Raw genomic sequence first — 20,701 nt, forward strand, 5'->3', positions numbered from 1 at the left:
GGTGTCTTTGGAGACGTCGCAGCCGATGAAGTTTGGGTGTAAGGTCATGGGGCCTGTTCCTGTGGTGCGAGGTCTGGGTAAGCAGCCTCGTGCAACTGTTCAGGTTCAAAGCAGCACTGCGGGAAGGGGCCAGGCCATGCCACGGTCTGCTTTCCCAAGCGGAGGCGACCAGGATSCCMKCGGCCTCCTTCCCGCAACCATTCTACACCTCAGCAAACACACAGGATCCTCGGCTCAAGGCCGAGGATGACGAGGGGGATATGTCGAAGACGATATTCTCCCGGTAGGGACTTCATGCGCCGGCTTCTATGTGCGCCAGCGATGTGTCGGCCGGACGACATGCGGGCTCGTTCAGGCTCACGCCTCTCCATCTTCGTCACCCTCGGGCTCGATCCGAGGGTCCATGCCTGAGCGCTTCAACCCCGCAGCGGTGCCGGGACAGTGCTGCCCGACCCGCACCACCTAGGCCTGGCCTACGCCGTCGCTTCGCCCGCGCTGACTTTCTCGTTGAACGACGAGAAGAACTGCGCGGCGAGCTTGCGCGACGTGGAGTCGATCAGGCGGCTGCCGAGCTGGGCGATCTTGCCGCCGACATCGGCCTTGGCCGCATAGCGCAGGATCGTCTCCGCGCCGTCTGCCTCGAGCGTCACGTCCGCGCCGCCCTTCGCGAAGCCGGCGATGCCGCCCTTGCCTTCGCCCTGGATCGTGTACGAGTTCGGCGGGTTGAGATTCACGAGCTCGACCGCGCCGTTGAACTTCGCCTTGATCGGTCCGATCTTCAGCGAGACAACGGCCGACATCTCCGTGTCGGAAGTCTTTTCAAGGCTTTCACAGCCCGGAATGCATTCCTTGAGGACCTCGACATCATTCAGTGCCTCCCACACCTTGTCGATCGATGCCGCGATACGTTCCTCACCTTCAATGACTAGCGCCATTTTACTCATCCTCCATTCTGTTAGGGTGGTAGCCCAACGGGACGCGGCCATGCAATAAGCCGCGACGATTTGCTGGCGCCCTGCGCGCAAAACCAATGGAGGCTGACGCGAATGACGCGACGCAATTCCTCGCTCGGCTTCCTCGGGCGCTTCGGCCGCTCGGAGGATCTTCGGCAGCTCGATGCGGCGCTGCGCGCTGCGGACCTGCATCCGGCGCAGGTGCCGGAGGGCGTCAAGCTTACCATCGTCAACCTGATGAAGGACCAGTGGCCGCATGAGGAGCCTCCGGCAGAGGCCTATCCGCCGGTGGGGCGCTTCTTCGCTTACTGCCTGATCGGCCCCGACCTTTTTCGCGAGGCAAATGGCGAGCAGGCGCTGACTGACGCCGAGCGGCGGCTGGAAATGGCGCTCGACCGCGAGGAAAGTTTCGATGCGCAGCTGGTGCTGCTGGCACTGCATTCGAAGCTGATCAGCCCGAAGGTCGTCGCAAAGTACGATCTGAGCGCCGAATAGCTACCAGCCCATCGCCCGGCGCGGCAGGTGGATGTTGGGATGGCGCGCGCGAAGCGCATCGTCCACTTCGCGCGGCACATGGCGCGGGAAGTGGGTGGCAAGGATGCGCCGTTTCTCCTCAATGGCGCGGGCAAGAATGTCTGGCTTGCCCTTTTCGGCCCATTGCTTCGGGCTGAAGCGGTCGGCGACGGCCGGATAAAAATACTCGGTCTGCATCAGCTGAAGCGTCTGCTCGTGGCCGAGATAGTGGCCGGGGCCGTTGAGGCAGACGTCGGCGATGACGTCGAGCGAAAGGGCTGCGTCCGAGACCTCGATGCCGCGGACGCAGCGCAGGCACTGGCCGATCATGTCGTTGTCGATGATGAGGCTTTCGAGGCAAAAGCCGAGCAGCGACGCGTGCATGCCGGCGGCCTCATAAACGAGGTTGAGACCGGACAGCCCCGCCATCGCATCGGTGATGCCCTTTTCGTAGCCGGACTGGATGTCGGGAAGTTTCGAGTCGGCCATACCGGCGGCTGAGCCACCCGGCAGGTCGTAGAATTGAGCCATCTGCGCGCAGGCGGCGGTCATCAGTGCCTGCTCGCCCGAGCCGCCGGACATGGCGCCGGTGCGAAGGTCCGAGACGAACGGCCAGGTGCCGAAGATGCAGGGATGTCCCGGCTTCAGCGCGTTGACATAGACGAGGCCGGCGAGCACCTCGGCGACCGCCTGGACGACCGCGCCGGCAATCGCCGCGGGCGCTGTCGCACCCGCCTGTCCGGCGGACAAAAGCAGGATCGGGATGCCGCCCTCGACGCAGGCTTCGAGCACGCCGCAGGCATCCTCGGCGAACTTCATCGGCGGGACGACGAAGCAGTTGGAATTGGAGACGAAGGGGCGGGCGCGAAAGTTCTCTTCGCCGCCGGCGATGGCATAGAGGATGTCGAGCGCCGGGGCGACGTTCTCGCGCACTGTGAACGAGGTGCCGACATGCTTGGTGGTGCCGGTGACGCACGCATAGAGCGTGTTGAGGTCGAGGTCGGTGGGGTCGACCATGTCGCGCGCCACCATCGGTCGCTGGAAGAAATGGATGTTGTCCATCACGTCGACGATGCGGGCGGCATCGTAGATGTCCTGCAGGAGCGACTCGCGATACTCGCGCTTCTCGACATCGACGACATGAACGGCAGCACCCGCCGTGCCGTAGTGGACGCGGCTGCCCTGCACGACCATGTCGTGCCTGGGGTCCTGGCCGCAGAGGGTGAAGTGGCGGGCGGCGTTGCGGATGGTGTCTTCCACCAGCGCGCGCGGAAAGCGGATGCGGCCATCGTTGCCGAGCTTCGCGCCGGCGCGCGTGAGCGCCTCGATGCAAGAGGGGATGGCGTTGGCGAAGCCGACGGTTTCGAGCAGCGTCAGCACGGCTTCGTGGATGCGGGCGAGGTCGCTGTCGGCGAGCGGCTTGTAGCGGCCGCCTTCGAGGCCGGGGCGCACCGGTCTCAGGTCTTCTCCCAGCGGTGCGGAGCGCATCGCGCGTCTCGCTTCACGCCCGCCGTGGCGGCGGTGAGGGGTGGCTGCATTCTCATCGAGTATGACTGACATGCAGGTCTCCTCGGCAGGGGCCGGGGAAGACTATGTGCCCCATTCGTTCGCTGGGGATGAGCCAGGAAATTGACGAAGATGATCCAGCCGACCCGGCTGGATCAACCGGTTGGCTCAGGCTGCGGCGGGACGGCGTCCGGCAGCGGTTGCAAGTTCGCGGATGCCGGGCTCGATGTGTTGCAGCGCGATCGATGAAATGCCGAGGCGGATGTAGTTCTGGTTCTGCTCCGGCTTGTCGAAGAAGCGCGCGCCCGGCTCGATCAGCACGCCGCGCGAACGGGCGACTTCGGCGAGCGCATGGGCGTTGGCGCCGCGCGGGCCTTCAAGCCAGACCGAGGTGCCGGACGGGGCGTTGGTAGCCTGCCATTCGGGGAGGTAGGCTCCGACAGCCTGAGCCAGCCGGCGGCGGCGTTCGGCAAAGGCGGTCGAAAGCCGGCGCACCAGCGCCTCATGGTGACCGAGCGACAGGAACAGCGCCACGGCGCGCTGGTTGTTCGCCGGCGGGTGGCGCAGCATGAAGCGGCGCAGCGCGCGCAGCTCGGCGACGAGCCCGGCCGAAGCGACGATGAAGCCGAGGCGAAGGCCCGGGGCCAGCGTCTTCGACAGAGAGCCGACATAGATGACGCGCCCCGAACGATCCATGCTGCGCAGCGCCTGCTGCGGCGCCTCGTCCATCAGCTGGCTGTCGTAGCCGTCCTCGATGATGATGCGGTCGTTGCGCTCGGCATCGTCCAGGAGGAAGCGGCGGCGCTCGTCGGAAAGCGCCACCATGCTCGGGCAATGATGGTTGGGCGTAACGAACACGAAGTCGCTGTCGCGCGGGATCGCGGTCGGGTCGATACCCTCGCGGTCGACCGGAACGGGTGCCACCTCAGCGCCTGCAAGGCGGAAGATCGAGCGTGCGTCCGGATAGCCCGGATTTTCCATCGCCACCTTGGTGCCCTTGCCCATCAGAAGCGTCGCCAGCATGTAGAGCGCGTTCTGGGCCCCGAGCGTGACGATGATCTCGTCCGGATTGGCGAAGATGCCGCGACGCGGCAGGAGCCGCGCCTGGATCTGCTCGATCAGCAGCGGATCGTCACGGTCGACCATGTCGGCCGCCCAGTTGCGGATCTCGAGCACGGCGAGCGCCATGCGGTTGCACTCGCGCCATTCGGCGGTCGGGAACAGCGCCGGGTCGAACTGGCCGTAGACGAACGGGTAGGACGCCTTGATCCAATTTTCCTGCTTGGTCGGCTCGGGCATGTCGGATGCAAAAACGCGCCGGCGCGCCTTCCAGTCGATCGATTCCTTTGGCGACTTGGTTGCGACCTTGCGCAGGCCTGCAGGGGCGGCGAGGATTTCCGGATTGACGAAATGGCCGCGCCGTTCGCGCGCAATGAGGAAACCCTGGTCAACCAGCTGCTGGAATGCGAGCACCACGGTGCCGCGCGCAACGCCCAGCTTTTCGGCCAGCACGCGGCAGGACGGCAGCGGCATGGATGCGGCAATCTGGCGGTCGAGAATGGCCGCGACGATGGCCTGCCTGATTTGCGCCTGCAAGGTTTGGCCCGAATCGGGCGATATCCGGAACAGGCCCGACCAAATCGCTGGATCCGTGCGCGACGACATGAACAACCCTCCCATGCTGGCCATATCTGGCTCAACACATTAAGGGCTGGCCCAACGTCTTACGCCAATCAAAAGAATTGATCGGACCAATTTGTGCCAGCGATAGATCGTTCTTGATCCATCGCCGGGGTTACCATTTTTGCGGCGCCTGCTATCGTCAGGCGCAACCTGGATCGAGGTGGAGTCACCCATGGACCGAAAGGCTTTCGACGCAGCGCTGAACGCGCTGAGGGACCATCGGAATGCCAATGTTTCTCTCGACATGCGGGCCGCCTTCGCTGCGGACCCGGCACGGTTCGAGAAGTTCTCGGCAAGGTTGGATGACCTGCTGCTCGACTATTCGAAATGCGCGGTGAGCGAGGAAACGCTGTCGCTGCTGGCAAACCTCGCTGAAGCCGCGGGCGTCGAGGCGCAGCGCGAGCGCATGTTCTCGGGCGAGAAGATCAACGTCACCGAGGGGCGCGCGGTCCTGCACACGGCGCTGCGCTGCCCGCCCGGCACGACGGTGCTGGTCGACGGCGAAAACGTCATCACGGGCGTGCACGAAGTGCTCGAGGCGATGGCGAAATTCGCGACGGGCATCCGCTCCGGCACTATCACCGGTGCGACGGGGAAGAAGATCACCGACGTCGTCAACATCGGCATTGGCGGCTCCGACCTTGGTCCGGCCATGGCGACGCTGGCGCTGGCGCCCTACCATGACGGCCCGCGCGCGCACTACGTCTCGAACGTCGATGGCGCGCACATCGCCGACACGTTGCAGACGCTCAATCCCGAAACGACGCTGTTCATCGTCGCCTCGAAGACCTTCACCACCGTCGAGACGATGACCAATGCCGAGACGGCTCGGCGCTGGATCATCGCCAAACTCGGCGAAGAGGCAGTCGCGAAGCATTTCGCGGCGGTCTCGACCGCGCTCGACAAGGTGGGCGCGTTCGGCATTCCGCAGGACCGTATCTTCGGCTTTTGGGACTGGGTCGGCGGGCGCTATTCGCTGTGGTCGGCGATCGGCCTGCCGATCATGATCGCCATCGGCGAGAAGAATTTTCGCGATTTGCTTGCCGGCGCGCATGCGATGGACGAGCATTTCCGGACGGCGCCGGTGGGCGAAAACATGCCGATGCTGTTCGGCCTCGTTGGCTTCTGGCACCGCGTCGTTTGCGGCTATCCGGCCCGCGCGGTCATTCCCTATGACCAGCGGCTGGCGCGCCTGCCGGCCTACCTGCAGCAGCTCGACATGGAGTCGAACGGCAAGGCCGTCACCCTCGACAGCAAGGCGGTCTCAACCGTCACCGGCCCGCTGGTGTGGGGCGAGCCAGGCACCAACGGCCAGCACGCCTTCTTCCAGCTGCTGCACCAGGGTACCGACATCATCCCGGTCGAGTTCCTGGTCGCCGCGCAGGGTCACCAGCCGGAGCTGCGCCATCACCATGACCTCCTCGTCGCCAATTGCCTCGCGCAGTCAGAAGCCTTGATGAAGGGCCGCACGCTCGAGGAAGCAAAGGCGCAGATGCGCGCCAAGGGCGTGGCCGAGGACGAGGTCGAAAAGATCGCGCCGCACCGCGTCTTTACTGGCAACCGCCCGTCGATGACGATCCTCTATCGCATGCTCGATCCCTACACGCTCGGCCGGCTGATTGCGCTCTACGAGCACCGCGTCTTCGTCGAGGCGCAGCTGTTTGGCATCAACGCCTTCGACCAGTGGGGCGTCGAGCTCGGCAAGGAGCTGGCGACGGGCCTCCTGCCTGTCGTGGAAGGTAAGGAAAGTGCCGCTGGCCGCGACGCCTCCACCGCCGGACTCGTGCGACACCTGCACGCGCTTGCGAAGGCGGAGTAGCCAGATTGCTCGGCATCAAGGGGATCCTGTTCGACAAGGACGGCACGCTTGTCGACTTCAACGCGACCTGGTTCGGCGTTGCCGACCAACTCGCGCTGCGCGCGGCGGGCGGCGACCGGCAGCGGGCGAACAATTTGCTCGAGATCGTCGGTTACGACTTCGACAGAAAATGCTTTCGTGCCGACTCGGTGTTCGCTGCCGGCACCAATGCCGACATCGTCGCGACCTGGTTCCCGGACCTGGACCTGCCTGCGCGGCAGAAAGTCCTCGACGATTTCGACGCCTTCACGACCAGCGAGGGCGCGGCAAATCCGGTGGAGCTGCCGGGCGTGCGCGACGCGCTGCGCCAGCTGCATTCGGTCGGCATGCGCATGGCGGTCGCCACCAATGACTCGACGCAGGGCGCCGAGCGGACCTTGTCAGCGCTGGGCATCGCCCAGCTGTTCGATGCGGCGTTCGGTTATGACGCGGTCGCCAATCCGAAGCCTGCGCCGGACACGGTGCGGGCCTTCTGCGACATGACGGGACTGAGGCCCTCGCAGCTTGCGATGGTCGGCGACAATCGTCACGACCTCGAAATGGCGAAGGCGGGCGGGGTTGGCCTTGCGGTGGGCGTGCTATCGGGCACCGGCTCGCGCGAAACGCTCGAGCCGCTGGCCGATGTCATTCTGGAATCGATCGCGGAACTGCCGGCCTATCTTGCCGGCGGCTCCTGATTATTCGAACACGATGGCTGGGGTGGCGCCCTGCGCCGCCGCCTGCTCCTGCTGGATGCGCTCATGCACCTTGCGGGCGATCTCGCGATAGACCTTCGCCTGCGCGCCTTCGGGGTTGGAAACCACGACGGGCGTTCCCGCATCCGAGGTCTCGCGGACGTCCATCGTCAGCGGCACCTCGCCAAGGAACGGCACGCCGAGGCGCTCCGCCTCGTTGCGGGCGCCGCCATGGCCAAAGATGTCGTAGCGCGCGCCGGTGTCGGGGGCGATGAAGTAGCTCATGTTCTCGACAATGCCGAGGAGCGGCACGTCGACCTTCTTGAACATGTTGAGGCCCTTGCGCGCGTCGATCAGCGCGATGTCCTGCGGCGTCGAGACGATCACGGCACCGGCCAGCGGCACCTGCTGCGCCACGGTCAGCTGCGCGTCGCCGGTTCCGGGAGGCATGTCGAGGACGAGCACGTCGAGCGGCGCCCATTCGACCTCGCGCAGGAGCTGCGACAGCGCCGACATGACCATCGGCCCGCGCCAGATCATCGGCGTCTCCTCATCGACGAGGAAGCCCATCGACATCACCTTGATGCCGTACTTTTCCATCGGCTTGAGGATGCGGCCGTCGATCGTCTCAGGCTTGCCCTTGAGGCCGAGCAGGCGCGGCATCGACGGGCCGTAAATGTCGGCGTCGAGGATACCGACCTTGAGCCCAAGCGAGGCAAGACCAAGAGCCAGGTTGACCGCAGTGGTGGATTTGCCGACGCCGCCCTTGCCCGACGCGACGGCGATGATCGCATTGACGCCCGGAACGCCACGCTTGCCCGGCTGGTGGCCGGAGGGAGCTGCCGGGGCCGCAGCGCGGGGTGCGGCCTGCGGAGCCGGGCGCGGCGGCATCGGGCGGGGCGGGGCAGCTTCCATGCCGCCGCCCTTCTTCTCTGCCGTCAGCGCCACGACAGCGCCTGCGACGCCGGGGATCTGCTTGACGACGCGCTCGGCAGCAGCGCGCAGCGGCTCAAGCTCCTGCGCACGCGCGGCCGGAACGGTGATTGAGAAGAACACCTTCCCGCTGGCGATGAAGATCTCCGACACCAACCCCTGCGAGACGATGTCTCCCTCGAAATCGGGACCCTTGATCGTCTTCAGCGCATCGAGGACGGCTTCTTTGGTAACGGACATGGCGACTGCTCTATCTGTTGACTGGGTCTGAGATAGTCCAATTCCGGGTGGGAACCAAGCGCGGCGCGAAAATGCTTTTCAGTCGCCGCTCCGAAAAAAGTCATGCACAATTGTCGGCAGGGGCCGTTTGCGCGCGTCATCATTGCATGCGCCACTTCCAGGGAAGGAGAAAACGACCATGCGCTTCATGCTGCTGATGATTCCCAAGGGCTACGAATCCGCACCGCCGGGAGTCGACCTCGATCCGGAGCGGGTCGATGCAATGATGAAGTACAATGACGAACTGCAGAAGGCGGGCATTCTCGAGGCCCTGAACGGCCTGCATCCGCCGTCATCCGGCGCGCGCGTCTCGTTCAAGGGCGGCAAGCCGTTGGTGACCGACGGTCCCTTCGCCGAGGCCAAGGAAGTGCTTGGCGGCTACTGGATCATCAACGTGAAGTCGCGCGCGGAAGCGATCGAATGGGCGACGCGCTGCCCGGCCTCGGACAACGAGGTGATCGAGGTGCGGCAGATCCAGGAGATGGAAGATTACTCCGAGCCGGTGCAGGAAATCGTTCAGCGCTATCCGGAGCTTCAGGCAAAGGGCGCCTGATCGGGCGCCAGGGCGGCAGCGGACCATCTGATCCGCTGCCGCGATACTCAATCAGGCTGCGGCGCGCAGGGTTTCGCGCATGGAGCTGAGAGCGCGGGCCCACTTGTCGAGCTCGCCCAGCATCAGCTTGGCGCCGTCCTTCATCGGGTCGGTGGCGTTGAGGCCGTCTTCGGTGAGCAGCGGGAAGACCATCGGCAGCGGAACCGTTTCCGGCAGCGGCATGACGCGCAGCGTGGTCAGAAGCTGGCGCAGCTCCTGGGCAGCGCGCAGGCCGCCGGAAATGCCGCCGTAGCTGACGATGCCGGCCGGCTTGTAGTTCCACTCAAGGCTCAGATAGCTGATCGCGTTGATCAGCGATGCAGGCGGGAAATAGTTGTATTCCGGCGTGACGAACACGTAGGCGTCGCCCGATGCAACCGAGGCCGCCCACTTCTTGGTGTGCTCATGCTGGTAGTCCTGCATGCGCGGATGCTTCGGCTCGTCGAAGACCGGAAGATTAAAGTCGGCAAGATCCACGATAACCGGCTCGAATGCGCCCTGTTCGCGTGCGACGCCCTCGAACCACTTGGCGACCTTGGGACCAACGCGGCCCGGGCGGGTGCTGCCGATGATGATATTCAGTTTCATTGCAATTCCATATTCACGAATGACCACTCGCGAATCGAGCGAGATCGGGCTTCTAAAGGGTATTCTTGGGCTAACCTCAACCCGCATTGGCGGCGGTCTGGTATGCGGGAAACGCAGGCACTATTGTCGCCGCCATGATCGACAAGCTTGAATTCTTCATCGCCCTCGCCAAAACGCAGCACTTCGGCCGCGCCGCCGAGGAACTCGGCATCACCCAGCCGACGCTTTCAGCGGCCCTGCGCCAGCTGGAGGAGCAGCTGGGCGTGATGCTGGTCAAGCGCGGCTCGCGCTTCCAGGGGCTGACGCCCGAAGGCGAGCAGGTGCTGACCTGGGCGCGGCGCATCGTCGGCGATGCGCGCACTATGAAGGAGGAGATGCGCGCTGCGCGGCATGGTCTTTCCGGCCGCCTGCGCATCGCGGCGATTCCGACGGCGCTGCCGATGGTGCCGATGCTGACGACGCCGTTTCGCGAGCGTCACCCGGGCGTGACCTTCACGGTCTTGTCGCGCACCTCGGTCGAGATCCTGTCGCTGCTTGGCAATTTCGACATCGACATCGGCATCACCTATCTCGACAACGAGCCGCTAGGGCGGGTGCTGTCGATGCCGCTCTATACCGAGCGCTACCGGCTGATCACCGCCGCCGGCAGCCCGCTCGCGGACCGGGTGCAGGTCACCTGGGCAGAGATTGCCGAACTGCCGCTTTGCCTGCTCACCCCCGACATGCAGAACCGCCGCATCATCGACCAGCATCTCGCCGCTGCCGGATCGAGCACGCGGCCGACGCTTGAATCCAACTCGATGATCGTGCTGCTCAGCCATATCCGGACGGGCAAATGGGCATCGATCATGCCGGTGCACCTTGCCGAAACCTTCGGCTTCAACGAGCCGATCCGGGCCATCCCAATCGTCGATCCCGACGCCAGCCACATGGTCGGACTTGTCGCTGCGGAACGCGAGCCGCGCCCGCCGCTGGTAGCGGCTGTCCTCGAAGAGGCGCATCGCCTGGTCGCCAGCAAGCGCTTGGTATGATTGTATACCGTTTCCGTCATCAATAGAAGTTTTCTATCAACCAACGAGACAGCTTTATTGACTTAACCGCGCGTCATCCTGAAAATGCGCATTCGGTGTGACATCGAGTGTATACAGGGAGGGCGCTGCTTGGTCTCGCAGGCGCATAGTACCGAAATCGCAACACAGACGCGCGCGATCGTCGACAGCCTGAAGTGGCTTGAAGGCCCCTTGCTGCCGATCCTGCACGAGATCCAGGAAGAATTCGGCTACGTGCCGCAGGAGTCCCTGCCGGTGATTGCCGATGCCCTCAACCTGTCCAATGCCGAAGTGCATGGCGTCGTCACCTTCTACCACGACTACCGCCGCGAGCCGGCCGGACGCCACGTCCTCAAGCTCTGCCAGGCCGAGGCCTGCCAGTCGATGGGATCCGAGAAGGTGGCCGACAAGATCAAGCGTCTGCTCGGCGTCGGCTTCCATGAAACCAGCCTCGACGGCTCCGTCACGCTCGAGCCGGTATACTGCCTCGGGCTCTGCGCCTGCGCGCCTGCCGCCATGCTGGATGGCGAGGTGATCGGCCGCGTCGATGATGAAGCCATCGACGAGATCGTTGCTGAGGTGCGCCGCTGATGACCGTGAAGATCTATATTCCGAAGGATGCGGCCGCTCTCGCGCTGGGCGCGGAAAAGGTCGCCAAGGCGGTTGCCGCCGAGATCGCGGCCCGTGGCCTCGACGCGCAGATCGTGCGCAACGGCACGCGCGGCATGATCTGGCTGGAACCGCTGGTCGAGGTGGAGACCGCTGAAGGCCGCGTCGGCTACGGCCCGGTGAAGGCTGCTGACGTTCCTTCGCTCTTCGATGCGAATTTCCTTTCTGGCGGCGCGCACCCGAGGTCGCTCGGCAAGGTCGAGGAACTGCCGTTCTTCGCGAAGCAGACGCGTTTGACCTTCGCCCGCTGCGGCGTGATCGACCCGCTCTCGCTCGACGACTATCGCGCCCATGGCGGCCTGCGCGGCCTCGAAAAGGCCGTCGCCACCACGCCGGCGCAGATCGTCCAGACCGTCACCGATTCTGGCCTGCGTGGCCGTGGCGGCGCGGGCTTCCCGACCGGCATCAAGTGGAAGACGGTTCACGATGCGGTCGCCGACCGCAAATACATCGTCTGCAACGCCGATGAGGGCGACTCGGCAACCTTCGCCGACCGCATGATCATGGAGGGCGACCCGTTCGTCCTGATCGAGGGCATGGCGATTGCCGGTATCGCGACTGGCGCGACCAAGGGCTTCGTCTACATCCGCTCCGAATATCCGCACGCGATTGCGACGATGACGAGGGCCGTCGAAATCGCACGCCGTGCCGGCATTCTTGGCACGACGGTGCTTGGTTCGCCGAACGCCTTCGACATCGAGATTCGCTCCGGCGCCGGCGCCTATGTCTGCGGCGAGGAAACGTCGCTCCTCAACAGCCTGGAAGGCAAGCGCGGCGTCGTTCGCGCCAAGCCGCCGCTGCCGGCGATCCAAGGCCTGTTCGGCAAGCCGACCGTCATCAACAACGTTATCTCGCTGGCGTCAGTCCCGGTCATCATGGACAGGGGCTCCGAGTTCTATCGCGACTTCGGCATGGGCCGTTCGCGCGGCACCATTCCGGTGCAGCTCGCCGGCAATGTCAGGAATGGCGGCCTGTTCGAGGTGGCCTTCGGCATCACGCTCGGCGAACTCGTCAACGAGATCGGCGGCGGCACGGCTTCCGGCCGTCCGGTCAAGGCGGTGCAGGTTGGCGGGCCGCTCGGTGCCTATTTCCCTGTCTCGCTGTTCGATACGCCGTTCGACTACGAAGCCTTTGCGGGCAAGGACGGCCTCATCGGTCATGCCGGCATCACCGTGTTCGACGACACCGCCGACATGCTGAAGCAGGCCCGCTTTGCCATGGAGTTCTGCGCCATCGAGAGCTGCGGCAAGTGCACTCCCTGCCGCATCGGTTCGACCCGCGGCGTCGAGACGCTCGACAAGGTCGCTGCCGGCATCGAACCGCAGAAGAACCTCGAGCTGGTTGCAGACCTCTGCAACACCATGAAGTTTGGATCCCTTTGCGCCCTTGGCGGGTTTACCCCTTACCCGGTGATGAGCGCCCTCACGCATTTCCCTGAAGATTTTGCGCCGCGCACGGTCGCGGAAGCCGCGGAATAGGAGACGTATCATGGGTCTCGTTCACGAAATCGACTACGGAACCCCGGCGTCCAAGTCGGAGAAGATGGTGACGCTTACCGTCGACGGTTTTGAAGTCACCGTCCCGGAAGGCACCTCGATCATGCGCGCTTCGATGGAAGCGGGCATCGCCATCCCGAAGCTTTGCGCGACCGACATGGTCGACGCATTCGGCTCCTGCCGCCTCTGTCTCGTCGAGATCGAGGGCCGGGCCGGCACCCCGTCCTCGTGCACCACGCCGGTTGCGCCTGGAATGGTTGTTCACACCCAGACGGGCCGGCTCAAGGACATCCGGCGCGGCGTGATGGAGCTCTACATCTCCGACCATCCGCTCGACTGCCTCACCTGCGCCGCCAATGGCGACTGCGAGCTGCAGGACATGGCGGGCGCGGTCGGCCTGCGCGACGTGCGCTACGGCTATGATGGCGACAATCACGTCTTCGCGAAGAAGCGCGATGCGCTAGAAGGCAGCGTCGCCAATGTGCGCTGGATGCCGAAGGACGAGTCCAACCCGTACTTCACCTACGATCCGTCGAAGTGCATTGTCTGCTCGCGCTGCGTGCGCGCCTGTGAGGAAGTGCAGGGCACCTTTGCGCTGACCATCGAGGGCAGGGGCTTTGACAGCCGCGTTTCGGCCGGCATGCACCAGCCGTTCCTCGAGTCCGAGTGCGTGTCCTGCGGCGCCTGCGTCCAGGCCTGCCCGACCGGTACGCTGACGGAAAAGACGGTGATCGAGATCGGCCAGCCGGAGCGCTCGGTCGTCACCACCTGCGCCTATTGCGGCGTCGGCTGCTCGTTCAAGGCCGAGATGCGCGGCGATGAGCTGGTGCGCATGGTTCCCTACAAGGACGGCAAGGCCAATCGCGGCCACTCCTGCGTCAAGGGCCGCTTCGCCTGGGGCTATGCGACCCACAAGGAGCGCATCCTCAACCCGATGATCCGCGAGAAGATCACGGATCCGTGGCGTGAGGTCACCTGGGAAGAAGCCTTCCAGCACGTCGCCAACGAGTTCCGCCGCATCCAGTACCAGTATGGCCGCGAGGCCATCGGCGGCATCACCTCGTCGCGCTGCACCAATGAGGAGACTTACCTCGTCCAGAAGCTGATCCGTCAGGGCTTCCGCAACAACAACGTCGACACCTGCGCCCGCGTCTGCCACTCGCCGACCGGCTACGGCCTCGGCCAGGCCTTCGGCACTTCGGCCGGCACGCAGGACTTCGACTCGGTCGAGCATTCCGACGTCATCATGGTGATCGGCGCCAACCCGGCCGCCGCGCACCCGGTGTTCGCCTCGCGGATGCGCAAGCGCCTGCGCAAGGGCGCGAAGCTGATCGTCATCGACCCGCGCCGCACCGAGATGGTGAAGGCGCCGCATGTCGAGGCGGAATATCACCTCGCACTTCGCCCGGGCACCAACGTCGCGATCGTCACCTCGCTCGCACACGTCATCGTCACCGAAGGTCTCTTCAACGAAGCCTTCATCCGCGAGCGCTGCGACTGGTCCGAGTTCGAGGACTATGCCGAGTTCGTCTCTGATCCGCGCCACAGCCCGGAAGAGGTCGAGAAGCTGACCGGCGTTCCGGCCGAGACGATCCGCGGCGCGGCTCGCCTCTACGCCACCGGCGGCAACGGCGCGATCTACTATGGCCTCGGCGTCACCGAGCACAGCCAGGGCTCGACCACCGTCATGGGCATCGCCAACCTTGCGATGCTGACCGGCAATATCGGCCGCCCGGGCGTCGGCGTGAACCCGCTGCGCGGCCAGAACAACGTGCAGGGCTCGTGCGACATGGGCTCGTTCCCGCACGAGTTCCCGGGCTACCGGCACGTGTCGACCGACGCGGTGCGCGAGACGTTCGAGAAGCTGTGGGGCGTCGAGCTTTCGGCAGAGCCGGGCCTGCGCATCCCGAACATGCTCGATGCCGCCGTCGAGGGCACCTTCAAGGGCATCTACATCCAGGGCGAGGACATCCTGCAGTCCGATCCGGACACCAAGCATGTCTCCGCTGGCCTTGCGGCGATGGAGTGCGTCGTTGTGCACGACCTCTTCCTCAACGAGACCGCTCGCTACGCCCACGTCTTCCTGCCGGGTTCGACCTTCCTCGAGAAGGACGGGACCTTCACCAATGCCGAGCGCCGCATCAACCGCGTGCGCAAGGTGATGGCGCCGAAGAACGGCTATGCCGACTGGGAAGTGACGCAGAAGCTCGCGCAGGCGATGGGCCTGAACTGGAATTACACCCATCCGTCCGATGTCATGGACGAGATTGCCGCAACGACCCCGTCCTTCGCCAAGGTGTCCTACGACTATCTCGAGAAGATGGGCTCGGTGCAGTGGCCGTGCAATGAGGCAGCGCCCGAGGGCACGCCGATCGTTCACGTCAACGGCTTCGTGCGCGGCAAGGGCAAGTTCATCCGCACCGAATATGTGGCGACCGACGAAAAGACCGGCCCGCGCTTCCCGCTGCTGCTGACGACCGGCCGCATCCTGTCGCAGTACAATGTCGGCGCGCAGACCCGTCGCACCGAGAATGTCGTCTGGCACGACGAGGACCTGCTGGAGATCCACCCGCACGACGCCGAGCAGCGCGGCATTCGCGACGGCGACTTTGTGCGCCTGACGAGCCGCGCGGGCGAGACGACGCTGCGGGCGCAGATCACCGATCGCGTGGCGCCGGGCGTGGTCTACACCACCTTCCACCACCCGGACACGCAGGCCAACGTCATCACCACCGACTTCTCGGACTGGGCGACCAACTGCCCGGAATACAAGGTGACGGCGGTGCAGGTGGCTCCTTCCAACGGCCCGAGCGACTGGCAGCGCGAGTACCAGGAACTCAGCCGCCAGACGCGCCGGATCGCCTCGCTGGAGGCGGCGGAGTAGGAATGCCGGCTCCCCTCGTCCTCAGGGGAGAGGAAGCGCGCCCGCCCCGGCGCGCTTCCCCGGCTTCACGCGGGAGGCGCGACCGCGCAACTCGTGCTAGGCTGGGAAAGGCATTCCTGTTGGAGCAAGCAGCATGAACCGTCCGCCCGTCACGTCTACTTCGAGGCTTACCCGCCGCGCCGACGGCATCCGGACGGCTGACCGCAACGTGCCGGAGGAGACGCCGGTCGCGCTCTCCTATGCCGGCACCACCCATGCGGTGATGATGGCAAGCCCCTCAGACCTCCACGACTTCGCGCTCGGCTTCTCTTTGACGGAAGGCATCATCGCCTCGCCGGAGGAGATCGAGGAGATTACGGTCGAGGACGTCGGCGAAGGCGTCGATATCCAGATCCGGCTGAAGGATCAGGCGAACACGCGCTTTCAGGCGCGCCGCCGCCGCCTTGCGGGGCCCGTCGGCTGCGGCCTTTGCGGTATCGAGTCGATCGACGAGGCGATGCGCGCGGTCTGCGAGGTGAAAACCTCGCCGCTGACGCTGACGCCCGACCAGATCGTCGAGGCCGTGCGGCTTTTGTCCGAACAGCAGCCATTCCACCGCCAGACCGGCGCGGTGCATGCCGCGGGGTTCTACGTGCCCGGCAAGGGCATCGTGGCCGCCCGCGAGGATGTCGGCCGCCACAACGCGCTCGACAAGCTGGCCGGCGCGCTGGCGAAGGCTGGCGTTGCCGGATCGTCCGGCGCGGTGGTCGTTACCTCGCGCGTCTCGGTCGAGATGGTGCAGAAGACGGCGGCCATCGGCGCGCCCTTCATTCTTGCCGTATCGGCGCCGACCGCGCTTGCCATCCGCACGGCGGACGCCGCCGGCATGACGCTCGTCGCGCTGGTGCGCGGCGAGGATTTCGACGTTTTCACCCATTCGCATCGCATTTCAGACGGAGCCATCCGCCATGTCGCATGACGCCGCACACAGTTCGCATGCCAAGCTGATCCGCATGGCCAACCAGATCGGCACCTTTTTTGAGTCGAAGACCAACCGCGCCGAGGGCGTGGCCGGGGTTGCCGAACACATCAACAAGTTCTGGGAGCCGCGGATGCGCCGCCACCTGTTCGAGGTGCTCGACGCGGGCGGCGAGGGGCTGAAGCCGATCGTGCTCGAGGCGGCACCCTCCATCAAGCGCCCCGCGCCGGCCGATAAGGTCGCGTAGGGGCGGTGAGCTCGGAGAGGGTCTGCTACCCGAGGCGCCATATGCGCGTGCACGCGTAGTGGTCCCCACATTCCTGCACCGCTGCGGGGCTGAAGCGTTCAGGCATGGACCCTCGGGTTAAGCCCGAGGGTGACGAGGTGGGGATGTTGATGCCTGGTGGACGGATGCGCCTCCGCCCCCTCGGATCCTAGCCTCCCAATAGGCGCAGGCTTTTCAATCTTCGTCATCCTCGGCCTTGAGCCGAGGATCCATGCCGGAACGGTGACGTCGTGCTGCGGTGGCGGCTGAGCACAGGATCCGTCTGAAGGTTAACCGGACCGCTGTGTTCCGGATAAGCGCTTCAACGGGTAGCAGCAGTTCTGCACCGCTGCGGGGCTGAAGCGTTCAGGCATGGACCCTCGGGTCAAGCCCGAGGGTGACGAGTTGGGGATGTTGACGCCTGGCCGACAGACGCCCCTCGGCCCCCTTGGTTCTTGGCCTCCCAATAGGCGCAGGCTTCTCAATCTTCGTCATCCTCGGCCTTGAGCCGAGGATCCATGCCGGAACGGTGACCTGCTGCGGTGGCGGCTGAGCACAGGGCTCGTCTGAGGGTGACCCGGACCACGGTGTCGGGATAAGCGCTTCAATCTTGCGCCGAGCAGATCGACGCCGCTTTGCCGCAACCGTGGCTCTCTACGAGCCCCCTCCGGCGCTTCGCGCCACCTCCCCCGCGTTGCAGGGGAGGATCCCCGGCGTGCCGGTGGAGAGGGGTGTGTTTTCCTGAGCAAAGGTTGGGAACGCAGGCGTACAACCTCGACCGCCCAGGATGAGGCGACCCGACAGGACCCGGTTGGCAGGGTTATTGCCGGACTCGAATGAGTGCGCGTCGACGCCGCTTCAAAAGAAATACGCAGGTCCGATGAAGTCCGCGACCCGCGGATCCTCCCCCACTTGTGGGGGAGGGAGACCATGCGAAGCATGGTGGAGGGGGCGCTGGAAAAGCACCGCCTCAGCCTGCCTAAGCGCTACCTCAGCTCCCTGCGCAAGATCTTGCCGACATTCGTCTTCGGCAGCTCGGTGCGGAATTCGACCTTGCGCGGGCGCTTGTAGTTGGTGAGCTTGTCGCGGCAGAAGTCGATGATCTCCTGCTCGGTGAGCGCCGGATCCTTCTTGACGACGAACACCTTCGGCACTTCGCCCGATTTCTCGTCTGGCACGCCGATGGCGGCGACTTCGAGCACGCCGGGGTGCATCGCCACCACTTCCTCGATCTCGTTCGGATAGACGTTGAAGCCCGAGACGAGGATCATGTCCTTCTTGCGGTCGACGATCTTGATGTAGCCGCGCTCGTCCATGAACCCCATGTCGCCGGAGCGGAAGAAGCCGTCGGCGGTGAACACCTTGGCCGTCTCGTCCGGGCGGTTCCAGTAGCCCTGCATTACCTGCGGGCCGCGGATCAGGAGCTCGCCCACCTCGCCGAGCGGCATGTCGTTGCCGTGCTCGTCGCGGATGGCGACCTCGGTCGAGGGCAGCGGCAGGSCGRTCGTGCCGGTAAACTCGTCGGCGTCGAAGCGGTTGGCGGTCACCACGGGTGAGGTCTCGGAGAGGCCGTAGCCCTCGGCGATGATGTTGCCGGTCACCTCGCGCCAGCGGTCGGCTACCGGCTTCTGCACCGACATGCCGCCGCCGAAGGTGAGCAGCAGCGACTTGAAGTCGAGCTTGCGGAATTCCTCGTTGTTGAGCAGCGCGTTGAACAGCGTGTTGAGGCCGGGGAAGAAGTTGATCTGATACTTCTTCAGTTCCTTGACGAAGCCGGGAATGTCGCGCGGGTTGGCGATCAGGATGTTGTGGCCGCCGAGCCGCATGCCCATGAACGCGTTCACCGTGAGCGCGTAGATGTGATAGAGCGGCAGCGCGCAGACCAGTGTCAGCTGGCGCGGGCGCGGACGCTTTTGGTAGGCGGTCTCAAGCCACAATTCGGTCTGCAGCACGTTGGCGAGGATGTTGCGATGGAGCAGCGTCGCGCCCTTGGAAACGCCGGTGGTGCCGCCGGTGTACTGCAGGAACGCGACGTCGTCCTGGGTCACTTCGACCTTGCGGAAGCTGCGGGTCTTGCCCTGTTTCAGCGCGTCCTTGAAGCTGATGTAGTCCAGCAGCTGCCAGGCCGGGACCATCTTGCGCACGCGGCGCACGATGAAGTTCACCAGCGGGCCCTTGACCCCCAGCATGTCGCCCATCGAGGCGACGATGATGTGCTTGAGCTTCGTCTTGTCGACCACCGCCTGCAGGGTGGCGGCGAAATTCTCGAGGATGACGATTGCTTCGGCGCCGGAGTCGTTCAGTTGGTGCTCGAGCTCGCGCGGCGTGTAGAGCGGGTTGACGTTGACGACGACATAGCCCGCCCGCAGCGCCGCCATCAGCGCGACCGGGTACTGCAGGATGTTCGGCATCATCAGCGCGATGCGCGCGCCCTTTTCAAGCCCGCGCGACTGCAGGAAGGCGGCAAGGTGTTCCGATGCCTTTTCGAGGTCGGCGTAGCTCAGCTCCTTGCCCATCGAGATGAAGGCGGGGCGGTTGGCATAGGTGCTGCAGGCCTTCAGCATCATGTCGCCGAGCGACTTGTCGGTGATGGTGCCGATCTCCGGCGGCACGATCTCCGGATAGCTCGCCAGCCACGGCTGGGAGGCGGCGGTGAGAACGTCCTCGCTGGCCGTGCGATCGGCCTTCTTCGCGCTGGCCGATTCGCCGTTGGCGGCTGTGGCTTCCTTGGCAGGAGCAGCCTTCGCCTTGCTCTTCGAAGCGGTCTTGGTGGCTGCTTGCTTCTTCGGCGCTTCCGCCTTCTTCGCGGTGGCGGAAGGTTTCCTGGCTTTCGAGGCGGTAACCTTCTTCTCCGCCGCGGGCGCGCTATCGGCTGGGGCCGCAGTCTTGGGCTCCGCAGCCGTCTCGGCCTTCGCCTTCACGGCCTTCTTCGGCGCGGCAGCATCCTTCCTGGCAGCCGTCTTCTTCGGCTTGCTCTCCGCTGCAATCTCGGCTGGAGCAGGTGCGGCAGTCTCGGCAACTTTCGCCTTGGCGGAGGCGGCCCGCTTCGTTGCAGTCTTTGCGGGCGCAGCCTTCTCAGGTGCAGTCTTTTTGCCTTCCGCTGCGGCATCTTTTGCCGCCGCGGGCTTCTTTGCCGGTGTACGTGCCAAATTTTCCTCCCCAGGGCCCAACGTGTTTCCGTGCTTTTCGCACTGGTTCGACGTGGGATTATTTATGGCCATGCGGGCCGCGGGACACAAGTCCTCCCACTACTGTCCGTAACCCGCATGAGACTTCAGAAATTCTTTCTCGGCCTCGGTGTTTTCGCGCGCAAGGATGCGGTTGCGATGCGGGAAGCGGCCGAACTTCGCGATGATGTCGCGGTGCTCGATCGCGTATTTCAGCCCTTCCTCGTTGGGCAGTGAACGGAACAGGTCGACGCAGCGCTCCTGGTCGGCCGCGACCTCGGAATGCATGAACGGCATGTAGAGGAAGCCGCGTGCGTCGTCGTCGAGTTCGATGTCGAACTTGTGGTCGAGAGCGCGCCGCGCGATGGCAAGCGCCAGGTCGTCCGTGCCGAACGCGGCAGGGGTGCTGCGGAACATGTTCCGGGGGAACTGGTCGAACACGATCACGGCCGCGAGCGCGGTTTTCGCGTCGCTGATGTTCTTGGCCTCAAGTTCGACCTTGAACCGTTCATAGAGCGCCAGGAACCGGTTGCGGATCTTCTCGTCCAGTTCCGTGCCGCCCTCGAACCAATCCTTGCGGGTCAGCTCCTTGAACCAGAAGTCCAGAACGTCCCCGACCCAAGCCTCTGCCATA

General features: G+C 64.9%; 17 protein-coding genes. 10 read left to right on the top strand and 7 right to left on the bottom strand.

Annotated features, from left to right (window positions below; genetic code table 11):
* Positions 1 to 473 precede the first annotated feature (473 nt).
* On the bottom strand, positions 474 to 935 hold the full coding sequence (locus L610_RS12000) for a CoxG family protein (RefSeq protein WP_024849177.1): 462 nt from the start codon (positions 933 to 935) through the stop codon (positions 474 to 476).
* 111 nt (positions 936 to 1,046) lie between these two features.
* Here L610_RS12000 and L610_RS12005 point away from each other — a divergent pair, with 111 nt between their 5' ends.
* Positions 1,047 to 1,448, top strand: coding sequence for a hypothetical protein (locus tag L610_RS12005; protein ID WP_144705377.1), 402 nt, complete (start codon positions 1,047 to 1,049; stop codon positions 1,446 to 1,448).
* On the opposite strand, the gene L610_RS12010 is transcribed toward L610_RS12005, so the two are convergent.
* Together L610_RS12010 and L610_RS12015 are read right to left on the bottom strand one after the other, a co-directional pair.
* On the bottom strand, positions 1,449 to 3,026 hold the full coding sequence (locus L610_RS12010; RefSeq protein ID WP_024849179.1) for a trimethylamine methyltransferase family protein: 1,578 nt from the start codon (positions 3,024 to 3,026) through the stop codon (positions 1,449 to 1,451).
* Between the two features lie 114 nt (positions 3,027 to 3,140).
* Positions 3,141 to 4,637, bottom strand: a complete 1,497-nt coding sequence (locus L610_RS12015) for a PLP-dependent aminotransferase family protein (protein WP_024849180.1) — start codon at positions 4,635 to 4,637, stop codon at positions 3,141 to 3,143.
* Positions 4,638 to 4,827: 190 nt separating this feature from the next.
* Between L610_RS12015 and pgi the strand changes: the two genes are divergently transcribed.
* Together pgi and L610_RS12025 are read left to right on the top strand one after the other, a co-directional pair.
* Positions 4,828 to 6,474, top strand: coding sequence for a glucose-6-phosphate isomerase (gene pgi, locus L610_RS12020; RefSeq protein WP_024849181.1), 1,647 nt, complete (start codon positions 4,828 to 4,830; stop codon positions 6,472 to 6,474).
* 5 nt (positions 6,475 to 6,479) lie between these two features.
* A complete protein-coding gene (locus L610_RS12025; RefSeq protein ID WP_144705379.1) occupies positions 6,480 to 7,190 on the top strand; it encodes an HAD family hydrolase in 711 nt (236 codons plus the stop codon).
* Here L610_RS12025 and L610_RS12030 read toward each other — a convergent pair whose 3' ends face one another.
* Positions 7,191 to 8,360 carry an Mrp/NBP35 family ATP-binding protein gene (locus L610_RS12030; RefSeq protein WP_024849183.1) on the bottom strand — a complete coding sequence of 390 codons (1,170 nt, stop codon included), beginning with the start codon at positions 8,358 to 8,360 and terminating at the stop codon, positions 7,191 to 7,193.
* A 178-nt stretch (positions 8,361 to 8,538) separates the two neighbouring features.
* On the opposite strand from L610_RS12030, the gene L610_RS12035 reads away from it, so the two are divergent.
* Positions 8,539 to 8,952: a YciI family protein gene (locus L610_RS12035; RefSeq protein ID WP_024849184.1), complete on the top strand. Its 414-nt coding sequence runs from the start codon at positions 8,539 to 8,541 to the stop codon at positions 8,950 to 8,952.
* Positions 8,953 to 9,003: 51 nt separating this feature from the next.
* Here L610_RS12035 and L610_RS12040 read toward each other — a convergent pair whose 3' ends face one another.
* The gene (locus L610_RS12040; RefSeq protein WP_348602265.1) at positions 9,004 to 9,579 is read right to left on the bottom strand and encodes an NADPH-dependent FMN reductase; all 576 of its coding nucleotides are present in this window, start codon (positions 9,577 to 9,579) and stop codon (positions 9,004 to 9,006) included.
* Positions 9,580 to 9,713: 134 nt separating this feature from the next.
* Here L610_RS12040 and L610_RS12045 point away from each other — a divergent pair, with 134 nt between their 5' ends.
* The 6 genes from L610_RS12045 to L610_RS12070 all read left to right on the top strand — a co-directional run bounded on the left by L610_RS12045 (position 9,714) and on the right by L610_RS12070 (position 16,882).
* On the top strand, positions 9,714 to 10,610 hold the full coding sequence (locus tag L610_RS12045; RefSeq protein WP_024849186.1) for a LysR family transcriptional regulator: 897 nt from the start codon (positions 9,714 to 9,716) through the stop codon (positions 10,608 to 10,610).
* Positions 10,611 to 10,739: 129 nt separating this feature from the next.
* A complete protein-coding gene (locus L610_RS12050; protein WP_246659000.1) occupies positions 10,740 to 11,219 on the top strand; it encodes a formate dehydrogenase subunit gamma in 480 nt (159 codons plus the stop codon).
* Complete coding sequence (locus tag L610_RS12055) at positions 11,219 to 12,775, top strand: NADH-quinone oxidoreductase subunit NuoF (RefSeq protein WP_144705383.1); 1,557 nt, start codon at positions 11,219 to 11,221, stop codon at positions 12,773 to 12,775. Before L610_RS12050 ends, L610_RS12055 begins: the two co-directional genes overlap by 1 nt.
* Before the next feature lie 10 nt (positions 12,776 to 12,785).
* Positions 12,786 to 15,677 carry a formate dehydrogenase subunit alpha gene (gene fdhF / locus L610_RS12060; RefSeq protein ID WP_024849189.1) on the top strand — a complete coding sequence of 964 codons (2,892 nt, stop codon included), beginning with the start codon at positions 12,786 to 12,788 and terminating at the stop codon, positions 15,675 to 15,677.
* Between the two features lie 133 nt (positions 15,678 to 15,810).
* Positions 15,811 to 16,635: a formate dehydrogenase accessory sulfurtransferase FdhD gene (fdhD, locus tag L610_RS12065; protein ID WP_024849190.1), complete on the top strand. Its 825-nt coding sequence runs from the start codon at positions 15,811 to 15,813 to the stop codon at positions 16,633 to 16,635.
* Positions 16,625 to 16,882, top strand: a complete 258-nt coding sequence (locus L610_RS12070) for a formate dehydrogenase subunit delta (RefSeq protein ID WP_024849191.1) — start codon at positions 16,625 to 16,627, stop codon at positions 16,880 to 16,882. The genes fdhD and L610_RS12070 overlap by 11 nt, the downstream gene beginning before the upstream one ends.
* A gap of 1,004 nt (positions 16,883 to 17,886) precedes the next feature.
* Here the strand turns inward: L610_RS12070 and L610_RS12075 are convergent.
* Both L610_RS12075 and L610_RS12080 read right to left on the bottom strand, forming a co-directional pair.
* The gene (locus L610_RS12075; protein ID WP_371713054.1) at positions 17,887 to 19,887 is read right to left on the bottom strand and encodes a long-chain-fatty-acid--CoA ligase; all 2,001 of its coding nucleotides are present in this window, start codon (positions 19,885 to 19,887) and stop codon (positions 17,887 to 17,889) included.
* 261 nt (positions 19,888 to 20,148) lie between these two features.
* The gene (locus tag L610_RS12080; protein WP_144705388.1) at positions 20,149 to 20,700 is read right to left on the bottom strand and encodes a DUF924 family protein; all 552 of its coding nucleotides are present in this window, start codon (positions 20,698 to 20,700) and stop codon (positions 20,149 to 20,151) included.
* Between the last annotated feature and the right edge of the window lies 1 nt (position 20,701).

This window comes from Aminobacter sp. J44 (assembly GCF_007829415.1).
Classification (GTDB): Bacteria; Pseudomonadota; Alphaproteobacteria; order Rhizobiales; family Rhizobiaceae; genus Aerobium.

What these genes read in the sequence shown, in the direction of transcription:
- L610_RS12000 (WP_024849177.1), bottom strand. Translation starts at nt 935, where the DNA reads ATGGCGCTAGTCATTGAAGGTGAGGAACGTATCGCGGCATCGATCGAC.
- L610_RS12005 (WP_144705377.1), top strand. Translation starts at nt 1,047, where the DNA reads ATGACGCGACGCAATTCCTCGCTCGGCTTCCTCGGGCGCTTCGGCCGC.
- L610_RS12010 (WP_024849179.1), bottom strand. Translation starts at nt 3,026, where the DNA reads ATGTCAGTCATACTCGATGAGAATGCAGCCACCCCTCACCGCCGCCAC.
- L610_RS12015 (WP_024849180.1), bottom strand. Translation starts at nt 4,637, where the DNA reads ATGTCGTCGCGCACGGATCCAGCGATTTGGTCGGGCCTGTTCCGGATA.
- pgi (WP_024849181.1), top strand. Translation starts at nt 4,828, where the DNA reads ATGGACCGAAAGGCTTTCGACGCAGCGCTGAACGCGCTGAGGGACCAT.
- L610_RS12030 (WP_024849183.1), bottom strand. Translation starts at nt 8,360, where the DNA reads ATGTCCGTTACCAAAGAAGCCGTCCTCGATGCGCTGAAGACGATCAAG.
- L610_RS12035 (WP_024849184.1), top strand. Translation starts at nt 8,539, where the DNA reads ATGCGCTTCATGCTGCTGATGATTCCCAAGGGCTACGAATCCGCACCG.
- L610_RS12040 (WP_348602265.1), bottom strand. Translation starts at nt 9,579, where the DNA reads ATGAAACTGAATATCATCATCGGCAGCACCCGCCCGGGCCGCGTTGGT.
- L610_RS12045 (WP_024849186.1), top strand. Translation starts at nt 9,714, where the DNA reads ATGATCGACAAGCTTGAATTCTTCATCGCCCTCGCCAAAACGCAGCAC.
- L610_RS12055 (WP_144705383.1), top strand. Translation starts at nt 11,219, where the DNA reads ATGACCGTGAAGATCTATATTCCGAAGGATGCGGCCGCTCTCGCGCTG.
- fdhF (WP_024849189.1), top strand. Translation starts at nt 12,786, where the DNA reads ATGGGTCTCGTTCACGAAATCGACTACGGAACCCCGGCGTCCAAGTCG.
- fdhD (WP_024849190.1), top strand. Translation starts at nt 15,811, where the DNA reads ATGAACCGTCCGCCCGTCACGTCTACTTCGAGGCTTACCCGCCGCGCC.
- L610_RS12070 (WP_024849191.1), top strand. Translation starts at nt 16,625, where the DNA reads ATGTCGCATGACGCCGCACACAGTTCGCATGCCAAGCTGATCCGCATG.
- L610_RS12080 (WP_144705388.1), bottom strand. Translation starts at nt 20,700, where the DNA reads ATGGCAGAGGCTTGGGTCGGGGACGTTCTGGACTTCTGGTTCAAGGAG.